General features: G+C 42.2%; 21 protein-coding genes. 3 read left to right on the top strand and 18 right to left on the bottom strand.

What is annotated here, in order from left to right; all coding sequences use genetic code 11:
* The 7 genes from ACH0QE_RS23745 to ACH0QE_RS23715 all read right to left on the bottom strand — a co-directional run.
* A partial coding sequence (locus ACH0QE_RS23745) for an aldehyde dehydrogenase (protein ID WP_415802924.1) occupies nt 1-1,382 on the bottom strand: 1,382 nt, incomplete at its 3' end.
* Nucleotides 1,379-1,858, bottom strand: coding sequence for a RidA family protein (locus ACH0QE_RS23740; protein WP_415802923.1), 480 nt, complete (start codon nt 1,856-1,858; stop codon nt 1,379-1,381). The genes ACH0QE_RS23745 and ACH0QE_RS23740, both read right to left, overlap by 4 nt.
* A gap of 4 nt (nt 1,859-1,862) precedes the next feature.
* Nucleotides 1,863-2,867 (bottom strand): amidohydrolase family protein, encoded by a 1,005-nt coding sequence (locus tag ACH0QE_RS23735; protein ID WP_415802925.1) that lies wholly within the window; start codon nt 2,865-2,867, stop codon nt 1,863-1,865.
* Nucleotides 2,858-3,397 (bottom strand): 3-hydroxyanthranilate 3,4-dioxygenase, encoded by a 540-nt coding sequence (locus ACH0QE_RS23730; protein WP_415802922.1) that lies wholly within the window; start codon nt 3,395-3,397, stop codon nt 2,858-2,860. The genes ACH0QE_RS23735 and ACH0QE_RS23730 overlap by 10 nt, the downstream gene beginning before the upstream one ends.
* A gap of 41 nt (nt 3,398-3,438) precedes the next feature.
* A complete protein-coding gene (locus tag ACH0QE_RS23725; RefSeq protein WP_415802921.1) occupies nt 3,439-3,996 on the bottom strand; it encodes an NADPH-dependent FMN reductase in 558 nt (185 codons plus the stop codon).
* Nucleotides 3,997-4,029: 33 nt separating this feature from the next.
* A complete protein-coding gene (locus tag ACH0QE_RS23720) occupies nt 4,030-4,566 on the bottom strand; it encodes an FAD synthetase (protein WP_415802920.1) in 537 nt (178 codons plus the stop codon).
* A gap of 21 nt (nt 4,567-4,587) precedes the next feature.
* On the bottom strand, nt 4,588-6,069 hold the full coding sequence (locus ACH0QE_RS23715; protein WP_415802919.1) for a 4-hydroxyphenylacetate 3-hydroxylase family protein: 1,482 nt from the start codon (nt 6,067-6,069) through the stop codon (nt 4,588-4,590).
* Between the two features lie 199 nt (nt 6,070-6,268).
* Here ACH0QE_RS23715 and ACH0QE_RS23710 point away from each other — a divergent pair, with 199 nt between their 5' ends.
* Nucleotides 6,269-6,892, top strand: coding sequence for a Crp/Fnr family transcriptional regulator (locus ACH0QE_RS23710; RefSeq protein WP_415802918.1), 624 nt, complete (start codon nt 6,269-6,271; stop codon nt 6,890-6,892).
* Here the strand turns inward: ACH0QE_RS23710 and ACH0QE_RS23705 are convergent.
* From ACH0QE_RS23705 to ACH0QE_RS23670, 8 genes are all read right to left on the bottom strand, one after another.
* Nucleotides 6,889-7,512: a Crp/Fnr family transcriptional regulator gene (locus ACH0QE_RS23705; RefSeq protein ID WP_415802917.1), complete on the bottom strand. Its 624-nt coding sequence runs from the start codon at nt 7,510-7,512 to the stop codon at nt 6,889-6,891. The genes ACH0QE_RS23710 and ACH0QE_RS23705 overlap by 4 nt on opposite strands.
* A 474-nt stretch (nt 7,513-7,986) precedes the next feature.
* Nucleotides 7,987-8,361, bottom strand: a complete 375-nt coding sequence (locus ACH0QE_RS23700; protein WP_415802916.1) for a hypothetical protein — start codon at nt 8,359-8,361, stop codon at nt 7,987-7,989.
* Between the two features lie 94 nt (nt 8,362-8,455).
* Nucleotides 8,456-10,390 (bottom strand): FtsX-like permease family protein, encoded by a 1,935-nt coding sequence (locus tag ACH0QE_RS23695; RefSeq protein WP_415802915.1) that lies wholly within the window; start codon nt 10,388-10,390, stop codon nt 8,456-8,458.
* Nucleotides 10,380-11,144: an ABC transporter ATP-binding protein gene (locus ACH0QE_RS23690; protein WP_415802914.1), complete on the bottom strand. Its 765-nt coding sequence runs from the start codon at nt 11,142-11,144 to the stop codon at nt 10,380-10,382. The genes ACH0QE_RS23695 and ACH0QE_RS23690 overlap by 11 nt, the downstream gene beginning before the upstream one ends.
* Nucleotides 11,145-11,240: 96 nt before the next feature.
* Entirely contained in the window at nt 11,241-11,549 is a 309-nt protein-coding gene (locus ACH0QE_RS23685; protein WP_415802913.1) for a hypothetical protein, read from the bottom strand.
* A 90-nt stretch (nt 11,550-11,639) separates the two neighbouring features.
* Nucleotides 11,640-12,656: a sensor histidine kinase gene (locus ACH0QE_RS23680; protein ID WP_415802912.1), complete on the bottom strand. Its 1,017-nt coding sequence runs from the start codon at nt 12,654-12,656 to the stop codon at nt 11,640-11,642.
* On the bottom strand, nt 12,649-13,350 hold the full coding sequence (locus ACH0QE_RS23675; RefSeq protein ID WP_415802911.1) for a response regulator transcription factor: 702 nt from the start codon (nt 13,348-13,350) through the stop codon (nt 12,649-12,651). The genes ACH0QE_RS23680 and ACH0QE_RS23675 overlap by 8 nt, the downstream gene beginning before the upstream one ends.
* An 88-nt stretch (nt 13,351-13,438) precedes the next feature.
* Nucleotides 13,439-13,696 (bottom strand): ChaB family protein, encoded by a 258-nt coding sequence (locus ACH0QE_RS23670; protein WP_415802910.1) that lies wholly within the window; start codon nt 13,694-13,696, stop codon nt 13,439-13,441.
* A gap of 170 nt (nt 13,697-13,866) precedes the next feature.
* Between ACH0QE_RS23670 and ACH0QE_RS23665 the strand changes: the two genes are divergently transcribed.
* Nucleotides 13,867-14,715 carry a DUF1206 domain-containing protein gene (locus tag ACH0QE_RS23665; protein WP_415802908.1) on the top strand — a complete coding sequence of 283 codons (849 nt, stop codon included), beginning with the start codon at nt 13,867-13,869 and terminating at the stop codon, nt 14,713-14,715.
* Between the two features lie 307 nt (nt 14,716-15,022).
* Nucleotides 15,023-15,532 (top strand): DinB family protein, encoded by a 510-nt coding sequence (locus ACH0QE_RS23660; protein ID WP_415802907.1) that lies wholly within the window; start codon nt 15,023-15,025, stop codon nt 15,530-15,532.
* A gap of 61 nt (nt 15,533-15,593) precedes the next feature.
* On the opposite strand, the gene ACH0QE_RS23655 is transcribed toward ACH0QE_RS23660, so the two are convergent.
* From ACH0QE_RS23655 to ACH0QE_RS23645, 3 genes are all read right to left on the bottom strand, one after another.
* Nucleotides 15,594-16,136, bottom strand: coding sequence for a CBO0543 family protein (locus ACH0QE_RS23655; RefSeq protein WP_415802906.1), 543 nt, complete (start codon nt 16,134-16,136; stop codon nt 15,594-15,596).
* A gap of 401 nt (nt 16,137-16,537) precedes the next feature.
* Complete coding sequence (locus tag ACH0QE_RS23650; protein ID WP_415802905.1) at nt 16,538-16,750, bottom strand: hypothetical protein; 213 nt, start codon at nt 16,748-16,750, stop codon at nt 16,538-16,540.
* Between the two features lie 283 nt (nt 16,751-17,033).
* Nucleotides 17,034-17,597 carry an AAA family ATPase gene (locus ACH0QE_RS23645; protein WP_415802904.1) on the bottom strand — a complete coding sequence of 188 codons (564 nt, stop codon included), beginning with the start codon at nt 17,595-17,597 and terminating at the stop codon, nt 17,034-17,036.
* Nucleotides 17,598-18,061 lie beyond the last annotated feature (464 nt).

Raw genomic sequence — 18,061 nt, 5'->3', positions numbered from 1 at the left:
GCTTTCGATCCGCCAAACGGTGTGCGCAGATCGCGATAATACCAGCAGTTGATCCACAACAAACCGGAGTTTACTTTAGCAGCGACACGATGGGCACGGCGCAAGTCATTCGTCCAGACGACACCCGCCAGGCCGTACATGGAATCGTTTGCGATTCTAACAGCATCTTTTTCTGTTTTAAAAGGGATTACAACGAGTACTGGTCCGAAGATTTCTTCCTGGGCAACACGCATTTTGTTATCCACATCGTATAAAACAGTAGGTTCATAGAAATTGCCCTCTGCAAGACTAGCAATACGCTTTCCACCAGTTGCAAGCTTAGCGCCCTCAGCCAATCCAATCTGTACGTATTCATCAACGGTTTCCAGATGTCCTTTTGAAACAAGCGCTCCCATATCCGTCTCCTGATCAAGCGGATTGCCGACCTTCAACGCGCGAGCCGCTGCGACGAACTTTTCCATGAACTTATCATAAATGCTTTCCTGAACCAGCAACCGTGAACCCGCCAAACAAATCTCACCCTGATTCCTGAAAATTGCTTCAATCGATCCTGCAACTGCTTCATCGAGATCCGCGTCTTCGAACACGATATTAGCTGATTTGCCGCCAAGCTCAAGGGAAACGGGAATCAGTTGTGAAGCTGCGTTTTGCATCACTGTGCGGCCTGTCGTACTATCGCCGACAAAGGAAATCCTGCGCACTGAAGGGTTACGTGTCATCTCTGTTCCAGCCGTGCCGCCAGGACCCGTGATTATATTCAACACTCCAGGTGGCAATCCCGCTTCATTGGCAATCTCGCCAAGCATGACGGCGCTCAATGGAGTATAGGAAGCTGGCTTCACGACAACCGTATTGCCAGCGGCCATCGCTGCCGAAGCCTTCCAAGTCATCTGCATGAACGGAAGGTTCCAAGGAATGATCAAGCTGGTCACCCCAGCCGGAGCATATTTGGAATAAGACATATATCGAGACTGGTCATAATGTTCATGATTAATGTAGTTAGCCATCTCGGCAAAAAAGCGCAAGTTCGCAGCGGCACGAGGGATATCAAACTCGCGACTTTCCTTTATCGGCTTCCCGACATCAAGCGTCTCGACCAGTGCTAATTCATCGACTCTCTCCATGACCAGTTCAGACATCCTGACCAGAATCTTTGTTCTTTCAGCAACTGGCATCTCACTCCAGACGCCGCTTTCGAACGTCTTCTGTGCAACATCAATTGCGTGCTTCGCATCCTCGACGCCAGCCTTCGCAACAGATGCCAGCTTCTTGTTTGACGAAGGGTCGATTGTGTCAAAAGTCTCCCCGGACATCGCATCACAGTATTCACCGTTAATGAACAGCTTTGCATCTTTTATGGCCTGTGGTTGAGCAAGATTCATCCTAATCCAACCTCCTCATCCTCAACTTCGACGACCATTTCGACCTCAACAGCATTGTTCAAAGGCAGCTGCGCCATGCCGACAGCAGACCTCCCATGCTTCCCCCGCTCACCGAACACCTGTACGAGCAGGTCAGAAGCTCCATTCATGACTTTCGGCTGGTCAGTAAAATCAGGCGAACTATTCACGAAGCCAAGGACTTTTACCACCCGCTTCACCTTACTAAGTTCACCTAATTCCTGCTTCAGCACCGTCAGTAAATTCAGCATGCACTGCCTTGCCGCATCGTAGCCAACCTCAATCGTGACATCCTCACCAAGCCGGCCGCGGTATTCATTCGTTCCCTGGCCGGAAGTGAAAATAAGGTTGCCGGTCCTTACACAGCTCACATAATTCCCTGCCGATTGACGGGGAGCTGGCAAGGTCAGCCCTAACTCTTCTAAACGTTCTTCTGGTGTAACTAAGGCCTTTTCCATAAAATCAACTCCCCACCTTAACAGGAATATTCAAGAATCTGAGCGCATTTTTACCGAGCATCGCTTCCGTCTGTTCCTTTGATAAACCGACAGTATCGTCGATGACCTTTCCAGGAGGAACCTCCCTCAGCAAAAATGGATAATCAGATCCCATGATGATGCGCTCATGGCCGAAATTCTGGAGTAAATAATTCAGGTTGACCGGCTCATTCACAAGCGAATCATAGTAAAATTGCTTTGCGTAATAACTTGGCGGCTTATCAAGCAATCGCAGATGCGGCCACACCTTCCAGCCCTGATCAAGACGAGGCAGCAAGTACGGCAGTGCACCCCCTCCATGAGCCAAACAAATTTTCAGCTTCGGGAACTTATCCATGATTCCGCCAAGAATCAAGCTTGCTCCAGCCAAAGCCGTTTCGCTTGGCATCCCAACGGTATACATCAAGTTATGGCGCGGCATCCGTTCCTTTCCGAGTGTCTCCCATGGATGGATGAATAAAGGAACTTCCCACTTCTCCGCCATTTCAAAGAATTCGATAAACTGAGGATCATCGAGATTAACGCCATTTACGTTCGTGCCAATCTCAATGCCGCTCAATCCGAGCTCATGCTTACAGCGGTCCATTTCGCGGATCGCAACCTCAACGTTTTGCAGCGGCACAGCACCTAGCCCGATGAATTTAGTTGGATACTGGCTAACCAGGTCAGCGATAAAGTCATTCTGTACTCTTGCTAAAATTTCCGCTTGCTCAGCAGGCGCCCAATAGGAGAAAGTCACCGGAATCGGTGAAAGAACCTGAATGTCGACTCCCTCCCGTTCCATATCCCTGATCCGCTTCTCGGCATCCCACACCTGGTCGGTCACTTCGCGGAACACCTTGCCAGCGATCATGATGTTAGCACCGCACGCACATGTTCGCTCAAGTGTCGGCCATTTCTCACCACCGAATCGCTGCGTCAGCTCACTGAAATTTTCTGGGATAATATGCGTATGGAAATCTACTCGCATTTCCATTCACTCGCTTCTGGCGGCATCATATGTCCACAGTTATCGCACTTGCGCAGCTCCTCATTCCCATTAAAACTGGCGATCGCTTCCTTTACCTGCTTTTCGATGTTTGTCAGCTGGATTGTCGCGCGATGCATTTCATGGTCGCACTCATCACAGAACCAGACGAAATCCTCAAGTTCACCTTGTGCACGGTTACGCTCGATCACAAGACCAATTGTGTCAGCTACGCGGTGAGGGGAATGAGGCACATTCGCTGGGAGATGGAACATTTCGCCTTCCTTCACTTCAACTACTTCGCGCTTGCCTTCCGCATTGATGACCTCAACATAACAGCTTCCCTGAATTTGGTAAAAAATCTCCTCTGACGGATCAACGTGGAAATCACGTCTCTTGTTCGGTCCACCTAAAAGCATGACCATCAATTCGGCATCCTTCCAGATCACCTTGTTATTTACCGGCGGCTTCAGCTGGTCTCTGTTTTCCTCAATAAACTTCATAAGGTTAATCGGTGCAAATTGGCTTTTCATTTCTCCTCGTCTCCCTTCGATTCTTGTAAATTTATTCAAAGTCATTCCGTAACCTTCGCCGTGCTGCCCTTCAATGACTTCTGCATATGAACGACTTCGTCAGCTAAACCTGAAATCCGCTTCAGCAAATCTTCATCAACGATTTCATTTTCAGAGTTAAAATGATCGTAATTGGCGTAAACATAGCTTGGTGCTACAAACGCCCTGAAGTATCCGGCAATCGGCTTAAGCTGATTTTCGATCACAAGGAAATGCTGGTACGTTCCTCCATTGGCGACGAATCCCATCACTTTATTCCGGAATGCATCTGGGTGAATAAGGTCAAACAGATTTTTCAACACCCCTGGAATGGATCCCTGAAAAATAGGTGTCCCGATCACGTAAAAATCGGCAGATGAGACTTTTTCTATCACCGCTCTCGTATCTAATGAATATTTCTCCGGCGGGCGGCCGTCACAGAACTCGACATCGTAATCCATCATATCGAGCATTTCCACCTCGATATCCGGGTATTTCTTTTTCACATCATCAAGCACTTTACGGACAACAATGCCTGTTTTCGCCCCGATGATTGTGCCTGATATTCCAAGCAACTTCATTCACTGTCCCTCCTATTCTTGTAAAATAGAACCCTACTTTCCTGCTGGCCAGCCGAGCAGCGAATTCGAAAGGTGAATCTCACCCTCAGAAATGAGCTGACGAATCCTGCTGGAAGAAATCACGCTTCCCTGAGAGCAGCGGACTGGATTCGTGACAGAAACCTTAAAATATTTTTCAAGGAGAGAAACATCGCCTAGCCGGTCCTTGCCAAAGCGGAAATCTCCGCCTACCATAATTTCAGCTGGATTCAGCTTCGCCAGGCAATCGATGAACTCGTAAGCACTCCGCCTCGCGTACACCTCATCAAATCTGACAACAACAGCATGCCTGGCACCGAGCTTCTCAATTTTTGCCAGCTTCTCCTCGACTGTGGTCAGCATCCTTGCTCCTTGAAAAAACACCCGCGGTGGAGGATCAAATGTAAACACCACACTAGGAACCTTCAGCTTCCTGCCTCGTTGTACTGCCTGCCGGATTACCGTTTGGTGCCCTCGATGGACTCCGTCAAACGCTCCAATCGCGACGATAGATTGAGGCAGTTCCAATGAAGAATAAATATGTGTTTTCATCTGTCCTTCTCCTCCTGCAGACTAGTTTGTAAGCGCTTCCTTATTATCCAACTGTGCGCCCTTTAACGCCTCGTCGACCATCGTAAGTGGTGTTTGGCGCTTATAATTGTTATAGAAAATTCCGCGTTTACGGATTGGGTCTCCTGTGTAGTAGCGTTCATACTGCAATAGACGCTGTCCGAATGCCTCGCCGCACAGGTCCCATGCCAGTTTGAAAATGCTGACCCGTTCCAAAGAAGAAATTCCTTCCCTGCCAACATAGTAGTTATCAATCGATCCTCTTAATTCATCACTTTCAAAATCTGCTCCTGTTGGAGACATCAACAAGCCGCCTGCGCCAACAATCTGGATGACTTCAATTGCCCGCGGATACATTTTCGGCAGCAACCCGCGAATGGTCTCCAGCGGTACATAAGCAGGCATCGCTTCACCATGCTCAGTCATTGTGTGCTCATATTCAGCAACTTTTAACAATGCCCGGATGGATTCAAGTGATTGTGCGAGTTCGCCAAGCTGGTCCTGGACGTTCAAGTATCCGTCGACGCCGATTGTATCGGCAACCTTCATTGCCACCTGTGTCGCGAATTCCAGTTTTACAAGACCACGAACGCCAGATTGGTGTGCCGGCTGCTGTCCTGCACCTGTCATTGGATACAGTTTGTTCGCTGCCTCGACATTGTTGTATAGGAAGACGCGGTCCCAAGGAACAACTACATAATCAAACACAAGCAAGGCATCCATTTCTTCGAATCTTGATGCAAGCGGATGATCGAAGAAGGAGCGCTTTCCATCCTGCATTGGCTCGCGGCAAATGATGCGAAGCCCTGGCGTCTCAATTGGAATCGCAAATGCCAGTGCATACTTTTCATCACCAGGCGCGAATCCAGGGAATGAGTAGATGATCACTTCATCTGTCACCGGAGCCAGCGTTGCCAGCATTTTCGCACCCCTGACGACCAAACCATCTGGTGTTTCCTTCACTGCACCAAGGTGTGTGTACGCATCCTTTTGCTCATGTGAAGTCTTGCTGCGGTCATTTTGCGGGTTGATGATTGCGTGGGTTAGAAAGATGTCATTGTCACGGATGTATTTATAGTAGTTGCGGACATTCTCTGCCCAGTTTTTATTGTATTTTTCAAAGAACCAGGAATTGTAGTACATGGATGTCACAACGACGTTCAAGAAATCCGGAGTTCTTCCCATGAGGCCGAATGTTGCCTTCGCAAACGCCTCGAAAACATTGCGGCGCTTGACTAAATCTTCATAGCTTTTCGGTACGAGGAATGCATTGTTCACTCGCTCCCCTGTTTCCTCACAAACGTGAGTGATTTTATCCTGGAATTCAGGATCATGCTGCATGTCATACAGCTTTGCAATTTCAAGGATCGGCTGCTTGAACACCGGCTCATCAAATAAATTCTCGACTTTCTTCCCGGAAAGCCAAACCTCAGGCTTACGTGCTTTAACCGCTTCAATATATTGAGCTCCAGTCCTAATTCCCATATTCACCCTCCTGAAAAAATTAATTGAAAATTCATAATGAATTGTAATACTAATTTTTGAACGTAACTGTAGCCTATTTAACGTTTTTTATAAAATAGTTTTCTTAAAAGTCTAAATTATCTAATAAATTGTAGAAATATTCTAAGGTTTCCCCTATGATAATGTTAGATATCAACTTCACTGATAGGGAGGTTTTGGTATGGTTACGGTTTATGAAGAAGTATTTCATTGGGAGAATTATTTGAAATACGGCACCCGCCAGTTTTTCAGGAAAAAGGAGTGCATTTATAAGCAAGGGGAATTTGGAGAAGGTTTTTATTACCTGCACAAAGGACTTGTACGAATCGTCACAGAATCAGCCGCTGGAAAAGAAAACATGCTGAACATTGTCATCCCTAACCAGCTGTTGGGTGTCCAGTCACTCGACCAGAAAACACATTTTACAACCGCAATCGCAGTAAAAGACTCCGTCGTTTATCACTTCTCAGCAGATGAATTCCGAAAACTGATGATCACCCACCCAGAGCTCTTCAAACTTTTTTCAAAAAGCGTCATCCACAAAATGAAAATACTTTTAGATCGGATAAATATGAATGCGCTTACATCTGAACAAAAACTATCCGTTTTACTCCACAACATCTGCGATGAGTTCAAAAATTACGAGATTCCTATTTCCCAGCAAGACCTTGCCTGCTGCACCGGACTCACAAGAATCACCGTTTACAAGGTGCTCAAACATTGGCAGGAAGCAGGGATCATTGAGATTGACAAAAGAAAATACTTCATAAAAAAACCAGATTTCCTCAGAAACCTGGTTGGTTAATCCACATGCGGATTGCTGGCAATCTCCCTTATTTTATCGAAATCGATGATAATAATTTCACGCTTATGAAGCTCTATGTACCCCTTCTGCTTCCACTTTTGAATAATTTTGTTCACAGTGATTCGGGACGTGCCAATGTACTTAGAAAAAGCCGTCTGGTTCATCGAGGCATTCCCGTTCTCCTGAACAAGCTTAAGCAGATAGAAGGCCATTTGCTGCTCTACCGGACTGTCCAGATGGGCAATGATTTCCGCAAGCGTCCTGAATTTATAAATCAAGGAATCTGTATAAATTCCCGCCGCTTCCGGATTTTTTTTACAAATCGATGTAATGACATCATCGGAAAAATAGTAAACCAGCGATGGACAAGTCGTCGTCCCGCTCGTCAAATAAGGCTCACCGTCGACCCCATGTTCACCAAACAGCATCCCAGGCGGAACCATATTGATGATCCGCTCATCCCCCTTGTCCGAAAGAAGCGTAACCTTAATTTCACCCTTCTTCAAATAAAAGATTCCTCTGCCAGCTTCACCCTGATGATAGACAACCTTGTTCTTCTCAAACTCAAACAGCTGCCCATACGACAAATACGGCTCCCATTGGTAACGAAGAAAATGCATACCATCACCTTCCTCTATTTTATCCTAGTGACTTTTCTAATAATTATGATAATTATATCACTTTGCAGAGGCATAGCGGAAAAAAATAGAGAAAGAGTTCACTAGGAAGATAATATGGAAGGTACTTGGAATAATATTTTTTAATTTAGTTCATAAAACTTTAACATTATATTCCAATTGTTTTTTCGCTAAATAGTAAAATGTGAACAAGGAGGGGATTTTTATGTTTGTCTCATCTATTATGGGGATGATGTCTTTTTTCGTAGTTTTAGCTGCGCCAGTTATATTTGTCATTTTGTTAATCTGGATTTATCGCATGTATAAAAATTCGGAGATTCAAGTGGAGCAGAATAAAAGAATAATCGAATTGCCGGAGCAATTCCATGGAGAGTCGTCTACGGTAACTAAGATACAGTATCAAACTAGCCAAGCTTGCTGGTAGCTGGTAAGCTTGGCAGCAAAAAGAAGGATAGATTACGATTCCAAAGTTCTTTTCATAATCTCAAGTTCTCTCTCATTTCGCACTGCCTTTTCCCAGATGAAGTCCTGGTCTTTTTCCAATCTTTTAATTTGATTCAATACCTCTTGGTGCCTGAATTCATTCTTTGTTTCCATTTTGTCCATTCTCAACTCAATAGATTCAAACCTTTGTCCATGTTCCTTTTGAACAGTTTGCACTTCCTTCATATCCTTTTGCACTTCCTTCATATCCTTTTGCATTTCCTTCATGTCCTTTTGCATTTCCTTCATGTCCTTTTGCATATCACTCATACTGTTATGCAGATTCCCAACCATGGTAATCAGTTGCGACATCATTCCTTCTAACCGATCAAGTCTTTCCTCTGACATTTTTTTCACCTCCTTTTCCACATTATAAAATAAATCTGTCGATTAGGGTAGAAAAATAAACCGCCTTCCTCTATGGAAAGCGGCTGCAGTTTTTCTAGTTAATCAAGTGCCATAGCATCTTCTTCCTGGCATAAAAGAATGATCCCACCTGGATTACAACGTAAATTCCCGCAATTTGCAGGAAATGCATTAAGATATCAGGGTTTTGCATAATTCCTCCGACATCTGTTGACAAGATTGCCAAGTACAAAAAGGCCAGCGTCGTTCCTAAAATGGTTGGAACGAAAAATATCGTACCTAATTCTCTTGATACGTTTTGCTTAATTTCCTTTGATGACATCCCGATTTTATTTAGTTTCCAATACTTCAATTTCTCAGTATCGACTTCGGAAAAGAGGTTAAGATACAGCAAAACAAATGTGCCGAAAAAGAACATAATGCTTAAAAATGTTGTGACATAGAACATGATTCCATTAGTTGTTTTATTTTGATGATAGTCGCCAATTTTTGAGGCAACCCGAAACAATTCGGATTCCGCTGTAGTCTCCATATCAGGGTAATCCATTGGTGAGGTTGACTGATTGCTGATTTGGAAATTTTCTTCTAACGCAGCAACAGAACTTTCACTTTCTTTCCAGACATCCACATTTATTAAATGCAGATTAAGTTCGTACCCCTCCGCTTCATTCCGCAGATAATCAAATTCGTCCTGATTTACAACAATGAATTCGTATGCATTTGGCAGCAAATTGATCTTTCTTTCAATCACTTGATTCTTCAATGTATAAGTTACAGCTTCATTATTAATGGTTAACCTAATGGATTCAGCAATATCGGTATGAGCATATTCTGGTTCAGAGTTTAAATAAAATAGGTACTCATTTTTCCCCAGCTTAACCTGATTCGAAATCAGCTTATTGAAATCATCCACAGACATGATGTCATAAGTTAGATATCCATCGACATATTCAAGTTTTTCATAATAATTCAATATCGGGATTTCAAGATGTTCCTTTTTACCCAATAACTCGTTTAGCTCGGCATCAGAAATCGTATTCTTCGTTTCTGATTGATAAAAAGCGACATCATAGGGATTATTAATTACAGCATCCTTTTCTGATGACTTATAAAAGGTCAAAAGTAAAGTGCTATAAAAAATGGTAATCATAATCATTACTGTCACAAGCATGATAATCGACGTCAACTGCTTGAATTTATATTCGAGGCTGCTCAGAAAAAGCAATCTGCGATAGTAAAAACCGGGAAACTTTTTAATGAGCTTAATCAGGAAACTGGCAGACTGGTTAATAGAGATATACAGGCCCAATAACATCGCCAATGTCCACAGCGGCAGGTAAGCGCCATTTGAGCTTTCATATGTAAAATAAAGAATCAGCAGTGAGCCGGCCATCAGCAGTAAGCCAAAGCCGCCAATCAAGGGACTTCTCATTTTGATTGTGTCTGCGTACCTGTTGCTCTTTATGCTAGTAATCAAGCTGCTTCTCATTGTCTGGAACAGCGATTTCCCTACAGCGAGAACGAACACGGCCAAAAAAGCTCCGATTGTGTAAAAAAACATTTTACCGTTAAAATGGAAAGGAACGTCCTCCAATTCGATGAAATTCATCAACAGCATAAAAAACAGTCTTGAAAAGATGGCTCCAGCCAGCAGTCCCGATAAAATCGACAATATAGCAATCGCTGCATTTTCCAGGATAAGCAACTTGCTTAAATCTCTTTTTGCCATGCCCAATGTCATAAAAAGCCCAAACTCACTTTTTCTCTTTTTCATGAAAACATTGTGGGCATAACTGATAAAAAATATCGTAAAAGTAATCAACGCAGCTCCTGGAATCGATAAGGCGTCCTGAAGACTTTCCAACTTCTTTCCTTGTTCGACCCTCCTGTTAAAATAAACCGTCGAGAACATAAAGAAGAACATCACCGCAAAGCTATTGCAAAGATAATAAAAGATATACTTCTTATAATTAACCTTCGCCATCTTCCAAACCACTTGATTAAATGTCATAGGTCCTTCCTCCTAAGACGGCCAGATTATCCATGATCCGATTCAGGAACTCCTTCCTGCTCCCTTTTTTCACGATACTTGAATAAATCATTCCATCCTTGATAAAAACGACCTTATGACAATAGCTGGCAGCAAAAACGTCATGTGTCACAAGCAGTACCGTTGTCGAGAGCTCATCAACGATTTTTTCAAAGCATTCCATGATGACGGCGGAGGATTTAGAATCCAGATTACCGGTTGGTTCATCTGCAAAAATCATCGCCGGGTCATTTACGAGCGCTCGGCTGACGGCCGTTCGCTGCTGCTGTCCACCCGAAGTATTATAGGGGTACTTGTCTAGGATTGACTCTATTTCAAACAGATTCGCAAGACTAAGAACCTTCGTCTCCATTTCAGCTGCTGTTTTCCTTTCCAGAACCATTGGAAGAATGATATTTTCTTTAACCGTCAAGCTGTCTAAGAGATTGAATTCCTGAAAAACAAAGCCGAGCTGTTTGCGACGGAACAGTGCAAGCTGATCGCCTGACATCTCACTTATCTCCTGCCCCGAGATGTTGACCTCGCCAGAAGTCGGCTGGTCAATACCGCTCAGTACATTGAGAAGTGTCGTCTTCCCGCTTCCCGACGCTCCCATAATCGCCACAAACTCACCTTTATTAATAGAAAGGCTAACTCCATCAAGAGCCTTCGTCGCACCATCCCCACTTGATCCACCATATACTTTTACGATATTTTGAGCATCCAAAATGACCATTTTAATTCCCCCCTTAAAAAAATTTTCTAGTAGTTCTAGGACGTTCAGACATTGCCGATGAGCTTTCTTCTTGTTTTGTCCGAAGGAGACCCGGGCTCAGACATTTCCGCAGTGCTTCGCTCTTGTTTTGTCCGAAGTAGTACCAGGTTCAGACATTTCTGCCGCTCTTCGCCTTTGTTTTGTCCGAAGGAGGCCCAGGTTCAGACATTTCCGCGGTGCTTCCTTCTTTTTTTGTCTGAAGTTAGTACCAGGTTCAGACATTTCCGCGGCTCTTCCCTCTTGTTTTGTCCGAAGTAGCTCCAGGATTCGAACATTTCCGCCCTGCTTCACACAAGATTTTTCCGAAGTAGCTTCGGGTTCATAGAGGAGCCCAGTAATCGCTGTTTTCCCCTGCCGGTATGACACCGTGTTTCCTTCTAACCCCATATTAAGCCGTCAATCAAAAAGCAACCATCGATAACGCTAAAAAATACCTTACAGTTTTGTAAGGTATCATTAGACGCTCCCCGGCTTTGGCCCAGCTAACCAACGAATCGTGACCGCCGTTCCTTCTCCGTGACTGGAATGGATGGTGATCTTAGCCCCCAGCTTATCGGCGATTTTCTTACTAAGGTAAAGTCCAATGCCTGTAGAATTGCGGTGCTTCCTTCCATTTTCCCCAGTAAAAAACGGCTGAAATACACGCTCGAGATCGTATGCAGGAATGCCCACTCCTTCATCTATAATCATTAGATGAATGTGATCGCCAATTCTCTCAATCTGAAAAACAAGTTTTTTGCTCCCTTCCTTCAAACTGGAGTACTTAATCGCATTGGAGATGATTTGATCTATTAAAATCTCATTCCACTTTGGGTCGGTAATGATTAGAGCATCTTCTTCACTAGTTTCAATGGCAGGAAAGAGCGATTGGTAGATCCATTCCTTTTTCCGCGCATTGATCAACTTCCGTAACGAAGCAACCAGGTCAACAGTCTGCACCTCAAAGTCATTCTCAAACTGATCCATCCTGATCATCGTTAGCACTTGCTCGATGGATGTGTGAAGTCGTTTATTTTCCTGCTGGATTTTTTCCAAGATCTCTGTTTTTGCCTCATTATTTAAAATCAGCTCAATCACTGAAACAGGCGTCTTCAAATGGTGCATCCAATGGGACAACATGCTGATTCTCTCTCTGCTTTGTTCCTTTAACTCATTGTTTTCCTTTGTGTATTCACTCACTGCTTTATGTAATAATTGCTGAAATGCCTTCTGCTCCTCGGTACTAGCTGCCAACTCAATATTCTGACCCTTCCCGAGCATTTCGATAGCGTGGTTCGTTGGATAAAAGCGAAACCAATCGATAAACAGATAGACACTTAAGAAAAATAACCCGATCGCCAATGGGTAAAAATATTCCTTGTTCGCAGGTTCACTAAGATGAAAAAATAACAGTACACAAACGATATTGAGTAAATAAAACATAATAAGGAGTAAGCGGTCTTTTAAAAAACGGAGGAAAAGACTTTTAAGCATGTTCAATCTCCACAGGAATCTCTAGCATATAGCCTACTCCACGTTTGCTTTTGATGACTTGGGTCAACCCCAGCTTGGCAAGAGTTTGCTTGATCCTTGTTATATTCACGGTCAGGGTATTATCATCCACGAAAGTGACCGCATCCCACACTTCTTCAATCAGCTCTTCCCTTGAAACAAATGTGCCTTGGTTTTCCATTAATTTCTTCATCAATTTATACTCATTTTTCGAAAGCTCGGCCCTCAAACCCTCATATTCCAGCATCAGCGTCTTCTCATCAAGACAAAGCGCCCCTGCACAGTTTTGGTTCTCTTCTTTGGCCGAATATTCCCCATAAACCCTTCTCAACGTTGCCTTGATTTTCGTGTGCAGCATGTCGAACGTAAACGGCTTCGTAATAAAATCATCTGCCCCCAGCTCGATCGCCATAATCTGTTCCATCTCCTGGCTTCGCGCAGAAATCATCAGGATCGGCACATTAGACTTCTGGCGAAAACTCCGGCACAAATAATACCCATCATAATAAGGCAGATTAATATCAAGCAAAACCAGATCGGGATTAATTTTGACAAACTCTTCATCTATTTTTGAAAAATGAACCGGCAGTTCTACCTCATACCCATACCGCTCCAAATTCTCTTTGACCAGCTCACAAAGCTGAGCATCGTCTTCAATCAGCATGATTTTATACATATGTAGATCTCCCCTAAAACTATATAAATCTAGTATAAATTTTACCAGTGATAAAAACATCCCTAATTAAAAAATAAACCGCCTCCCTTTAAGGAAAGCGGTTATTTGCCCGATTAAACAGTGTTATAAAGTTTAAAACCCTTAATCTTCTTTTTTTTTCCCATTCATCATTATCATTCTTTTCATACTCATTTTTTACAGCACTCCATGCCACCTTAAAGGCTGTTTCTTCTTCATCATATTGCTCTGAAGCTGAATTGAAAGCCTCTTTGAAAATTTCCTGGGCATGATGCGGCAGGTTGTCCTTTACTGCATCTGGCAGGTTTTTTAAAGAATTATAAGGCATTTTGAATACCTCCTAAGAATAGAATTTTTTTCTACTTTTCCCGTAATGCCGAAAATAAAACAATAGACATTATGCTGGCCAAGTGGAAGGTAGAAACACAGTTGGTTTCCTTTTTAGGAAAAGGGGGAACATTTTATAAATGAGAGAAAAATAGAGGAAGTGTGTATTATATGAATTCGCCATCAACTGCAGAAGTCAGAAATAAATTAAAAGAAGCTAAACCGTGGATGCGCCGTTTTGCCCGCTTTGGATATATTGCCAAAGGGCTTGTATATGGAATGGTCGGAGTGCTCGCTGCTTTAGCTGCATTCGGACCCACAGGCAACACGAAAGGGACTACTGGTGCACTTCAATCAATATCCGAAATGCCATTTGGTGAAGCCGCCCTTTGGATTATCGGGATTGGCTTAATCGGATATATCTTATGGGATTTTATCAAAGCGATCAAAGATCCGGAAAACGAAGGAACTGATGCTAAAGGGCTGATTAAAAGAACGGGTTATTTCATAAGCGGGCTTATTTATACGAATTTAGCATTCGGTGCAATAAAATTAGCCAGCAACACCGGATCTGCTGGAAGTGGAAATTCGGAGAAAACAATTTCAGCCAAGTTAATGGAACAGCCCTTTGGCGTTTGGTTGGTTGGCCTGGCTGGAGCAATTATTATTGGATATGGCGTGTACGAACTATATAGTGGTGCCAAAGAGAAATTCATGTCCAAATTCAAAACCTACGAAATGAATGATAAAGAACGCAAAATCGCACGGCTGTCAGGTAAGATTGGCCTGATTTCCCGAGGAATTGTCCTTAGTATGGTCGGATTCTTCTTCATTCGCACTGCATACACAAATAACCCCAACGAATCCAAAGGCCTAGGCGGTGCATTAACAGAATTGGCAAACCAGCCATTCGGACAATTTTTACTAGCTATTGTGGCAGTGGGTTTGATATTATACGGCATCTACCAAATTATTAAAGGCCGCTATCAACATATGAATTTTGGATATCACGGAAAATAGATTGATATGAAATGAAAAGCTAGTACGGATCATATTGGCCGTATTAGCTTTTCTTTTGTTCAAATCCCCTAACTTGCTCTGGCTGAATATCAAAAATGAATGATAGTAATTCACACTCATTTTTTTCCATTGTTAGACAAACGAGTTATGTAAAACGTTTCATTTATTTCCTACGAAAAAAAGGCCAGACTGAAAAAATCAGTTCGCCCTATAACGTAAGTATACCATATCTAACCAATTAATATCAGTCTACTATTTTTCCAGAAAGATGGTTACCATTAATATAGATTTTCAGGGAGGTAGTTAGATGATTGATTATAGGATTAAATCCGTCGATGGTTACTCGCCAAAGATTGGCGAATTGGTTTCAATGCTGGAACACACAAGAGCTGTTACCCTGAAGGATATCAAGGAGTTAACTCAACAGGATTTGGATTACCTTTCTGCTGAAGATTCGAATTCAATTGGCGCCCTTTTAATGCATATTGCCTCCATTGAATTTGTCCATCAGCTTATCACCTTTGAGGAACGTGATATTAACAACAAAGAATTAATGAAATGGAAGGCTGCATTAGAGCTAGGACCACTGGCAAGACAAACGATCAAGAAAAATTCTCTTGATTTTTACTTGAATGAGCTTGCACTAATCAGAGAACAAACGTTGAAAAATCTAAAAAATTACACTGATGATTGGTTATTCGAAGAAAGACAATGGGCTAACGGAGTGACCCACAACTATTATTATCTTTGGTTCCATGTTTTTGAAGATGAGATTAGTCACCGCGGACAAATCAGGGCGATTAAACGCTCACTTTAATAGAAAGATTGACCAAAGGAGATACAATCTGTACCTCCTTTGGCATTACCATTGCCATAAATTACAGTTCATTAAATTTTTTCCGGGTTGTAAGCCAGTGGGCAATTAAAAATATCACAATATAAATAGGGATAGAATAAAAAACTCTCCAATTTTGCGGCTTATATATATCGGTGAAAATTATTAAAGGTTCACCTATAAAAGCAGTCAATAAACTAAATATGATGGACTTTTTAACAGCAGAATAATGCGGTTTAAATTGGATTAAAAGCATAATAACAACTGGCATCAATGCTAGATCATACGGTACATAAGCAGGAATGAACGGGAAAACTTCATAACGATAGGACCATAAGCCCAACTGAACACCAATTGCATCCAGGGAAACTGAGATAGTCATCACGAAAAAACCGGCCGTTAATAATCGATATCGGCTTTCTTTCTTATGAAATTTGATCCAAAGCAACCAAGCGAAAATTGTAGTTAGTAAACCAAACCACCAGCGCCAAGTAAAAAGGACCTCATTCATCCATAGTTCAATAACCTTTTGAACTATCTCCTGACCTTCTTTTGCATGCTGATCCATCTTTTCAATTGTAGTCAATGGTGTCACCTAAAATCTGCACATGATAAAAGCCTTTCTATTTTTAGTTGAAAATTGGCTTATTATGTATGTGTTAGAAATTTTTTATGTGGATATATAGCCTGATCGCATAAATTTTTCATATACAGAATAGGTTACTAATTGGTTCCATACTTAATCTAAATATCTCACTTCAATGATGATTCCATAGTTTAAATCTGCCACACTTTTAAAGAGATTGTTTGGCTATTCATCACCTTTCAAAGTGATTTTTTCTTCCTTACCACTCCACTTAACGGTTACTTCAAAGGTACTATCCGGATCATCCAGGGGTATATAGTCAGAGCCCTTAGGAATATGGGAAGTGCCTTCACTTGAACTTGATTGAGTGAACACTTCATTAACATCAATTGGATCGCCTTCTAAAACTTCTCGAGCTGAGCTGCCATAATCATATGAGAATTCAACAGTCCAGTTTTGCCATCGAGTGAATAAGGTGAGCCTCCGATCCCGTTCCCGACTGGGTGGGATATACCGCCAATTATCTCCCCATTAAAAATAAATACCCTGACTTCAACTTTATAGGAAAAACTTTTCTGCGGGCCGTAAATGTTACTTAAGGGATGATTTTTCACAATGAAATTTTCCTGTGTTATTTCCTTTCCAATATAGGCATCCGGCTCTACTGTTTGTACGGCCCAAACTGAAATGTCCGGATTATGAATTAAATCTTCCCTTTCGATAATATAAGAGTATTTACCCTCATAGGATTTAATCGTGTACCCTTGGTCTTTTAAATATTCTTTTGCTAACTGAGCATTTCCATCTAATCTTGGTCCACAGGCTAAGCATTAAGACAACAAAGAGAATGACTTTGTTTTTAATGTGAAATCCCCCAATTAGAATAGCTCCAACGACTTATTGTCGTGCTATCCGTAAAATTTCTAGAATAACAGCTTCAGCTTCTGTGTTGTCCTTTATCACAAATAAGTAATCTGCTTCACCCTGCACTGGATCCCTTACATCCTCTTTTAACGAATCAGTTTGCTGTTTTTCCAATACTTCTGCGAAATTGGTATATGCACCCCTGAAGATGTTGGTACTGCGCTGACTTTCAGTAACTCGGGCTTGAAGAACTTGGTACGGAATATCAAAATAAACAATGATATGTATAAAGTCGTCTTTGGGAAGCAGCTCTTCAAAAAGGTAAGAACGGTCTTTTCGGCTTCGATTTGAGTTGCAAATGATAAGATGGTAATCGGTCTGCTCTATCGCATAATTGACGATTAACTTTGATATAGCGTGCTTGAGGGTATTGGGGCCGTGTATCGGTTGCAGGGTCTTATAATAAGAGTTGATGAATTCCGCGTGGTTGTCCTGGTCAATTACCATAGAACTCTGCAACTCTTTCTCCAAAGCACGTGCGAAGGTGGTTTTACCGCTGTGTGTTTTGCCAACAGTAATAATCGCAAGCCTTTTCAAGCTGGTGTCCCCCTTATAAAATGAATAAACTGACTAATATTATCCTATAAATTTACAAAAAATTGAAACTTTTCTTTTGGAACTTCGTAAATAATACTAAAGGGGGTTATTACCATCGGTAAAACCATAAGTTTTATAGCTACATTGATAATCATCGGATTAATCAACTTTGGAGTAACGTTTATAACGAATTTAAGCTTTATAGAAGTTTCTGTTTTTGTAGCACTGGCTATCACATTTGTCATTTATTTCTTCAGTTCATCAGGTGGATTTGCAAGCCGAAGTATTGATATGCAAGTTCAAGGTGAAACAGGAATTAAAATGAACCAATCTCAGGAAAGGTTCTCACCATCATATGCATTTTACGCATCCATTCTCTATTTAATTGGATCAATAATAGCTACATTTTTTATATACAAAGAATACTTTTTATAATTGGTTTGCATTTGGGTATGGAATTACAC

This window comes from Mesobacillus sp., from assembly GCF_047739415.1.
Taxonomy (GTDB): Bacteria; Bacillota; Bacilli; order Bacillales; family Cytobacillaceae; genus Mesobacillus.
The sequence above is the reverse complement of the archived record's forward strand: the minus strand, read 5'-3'. Positions and strand labels throughout refer to the sequence as shown.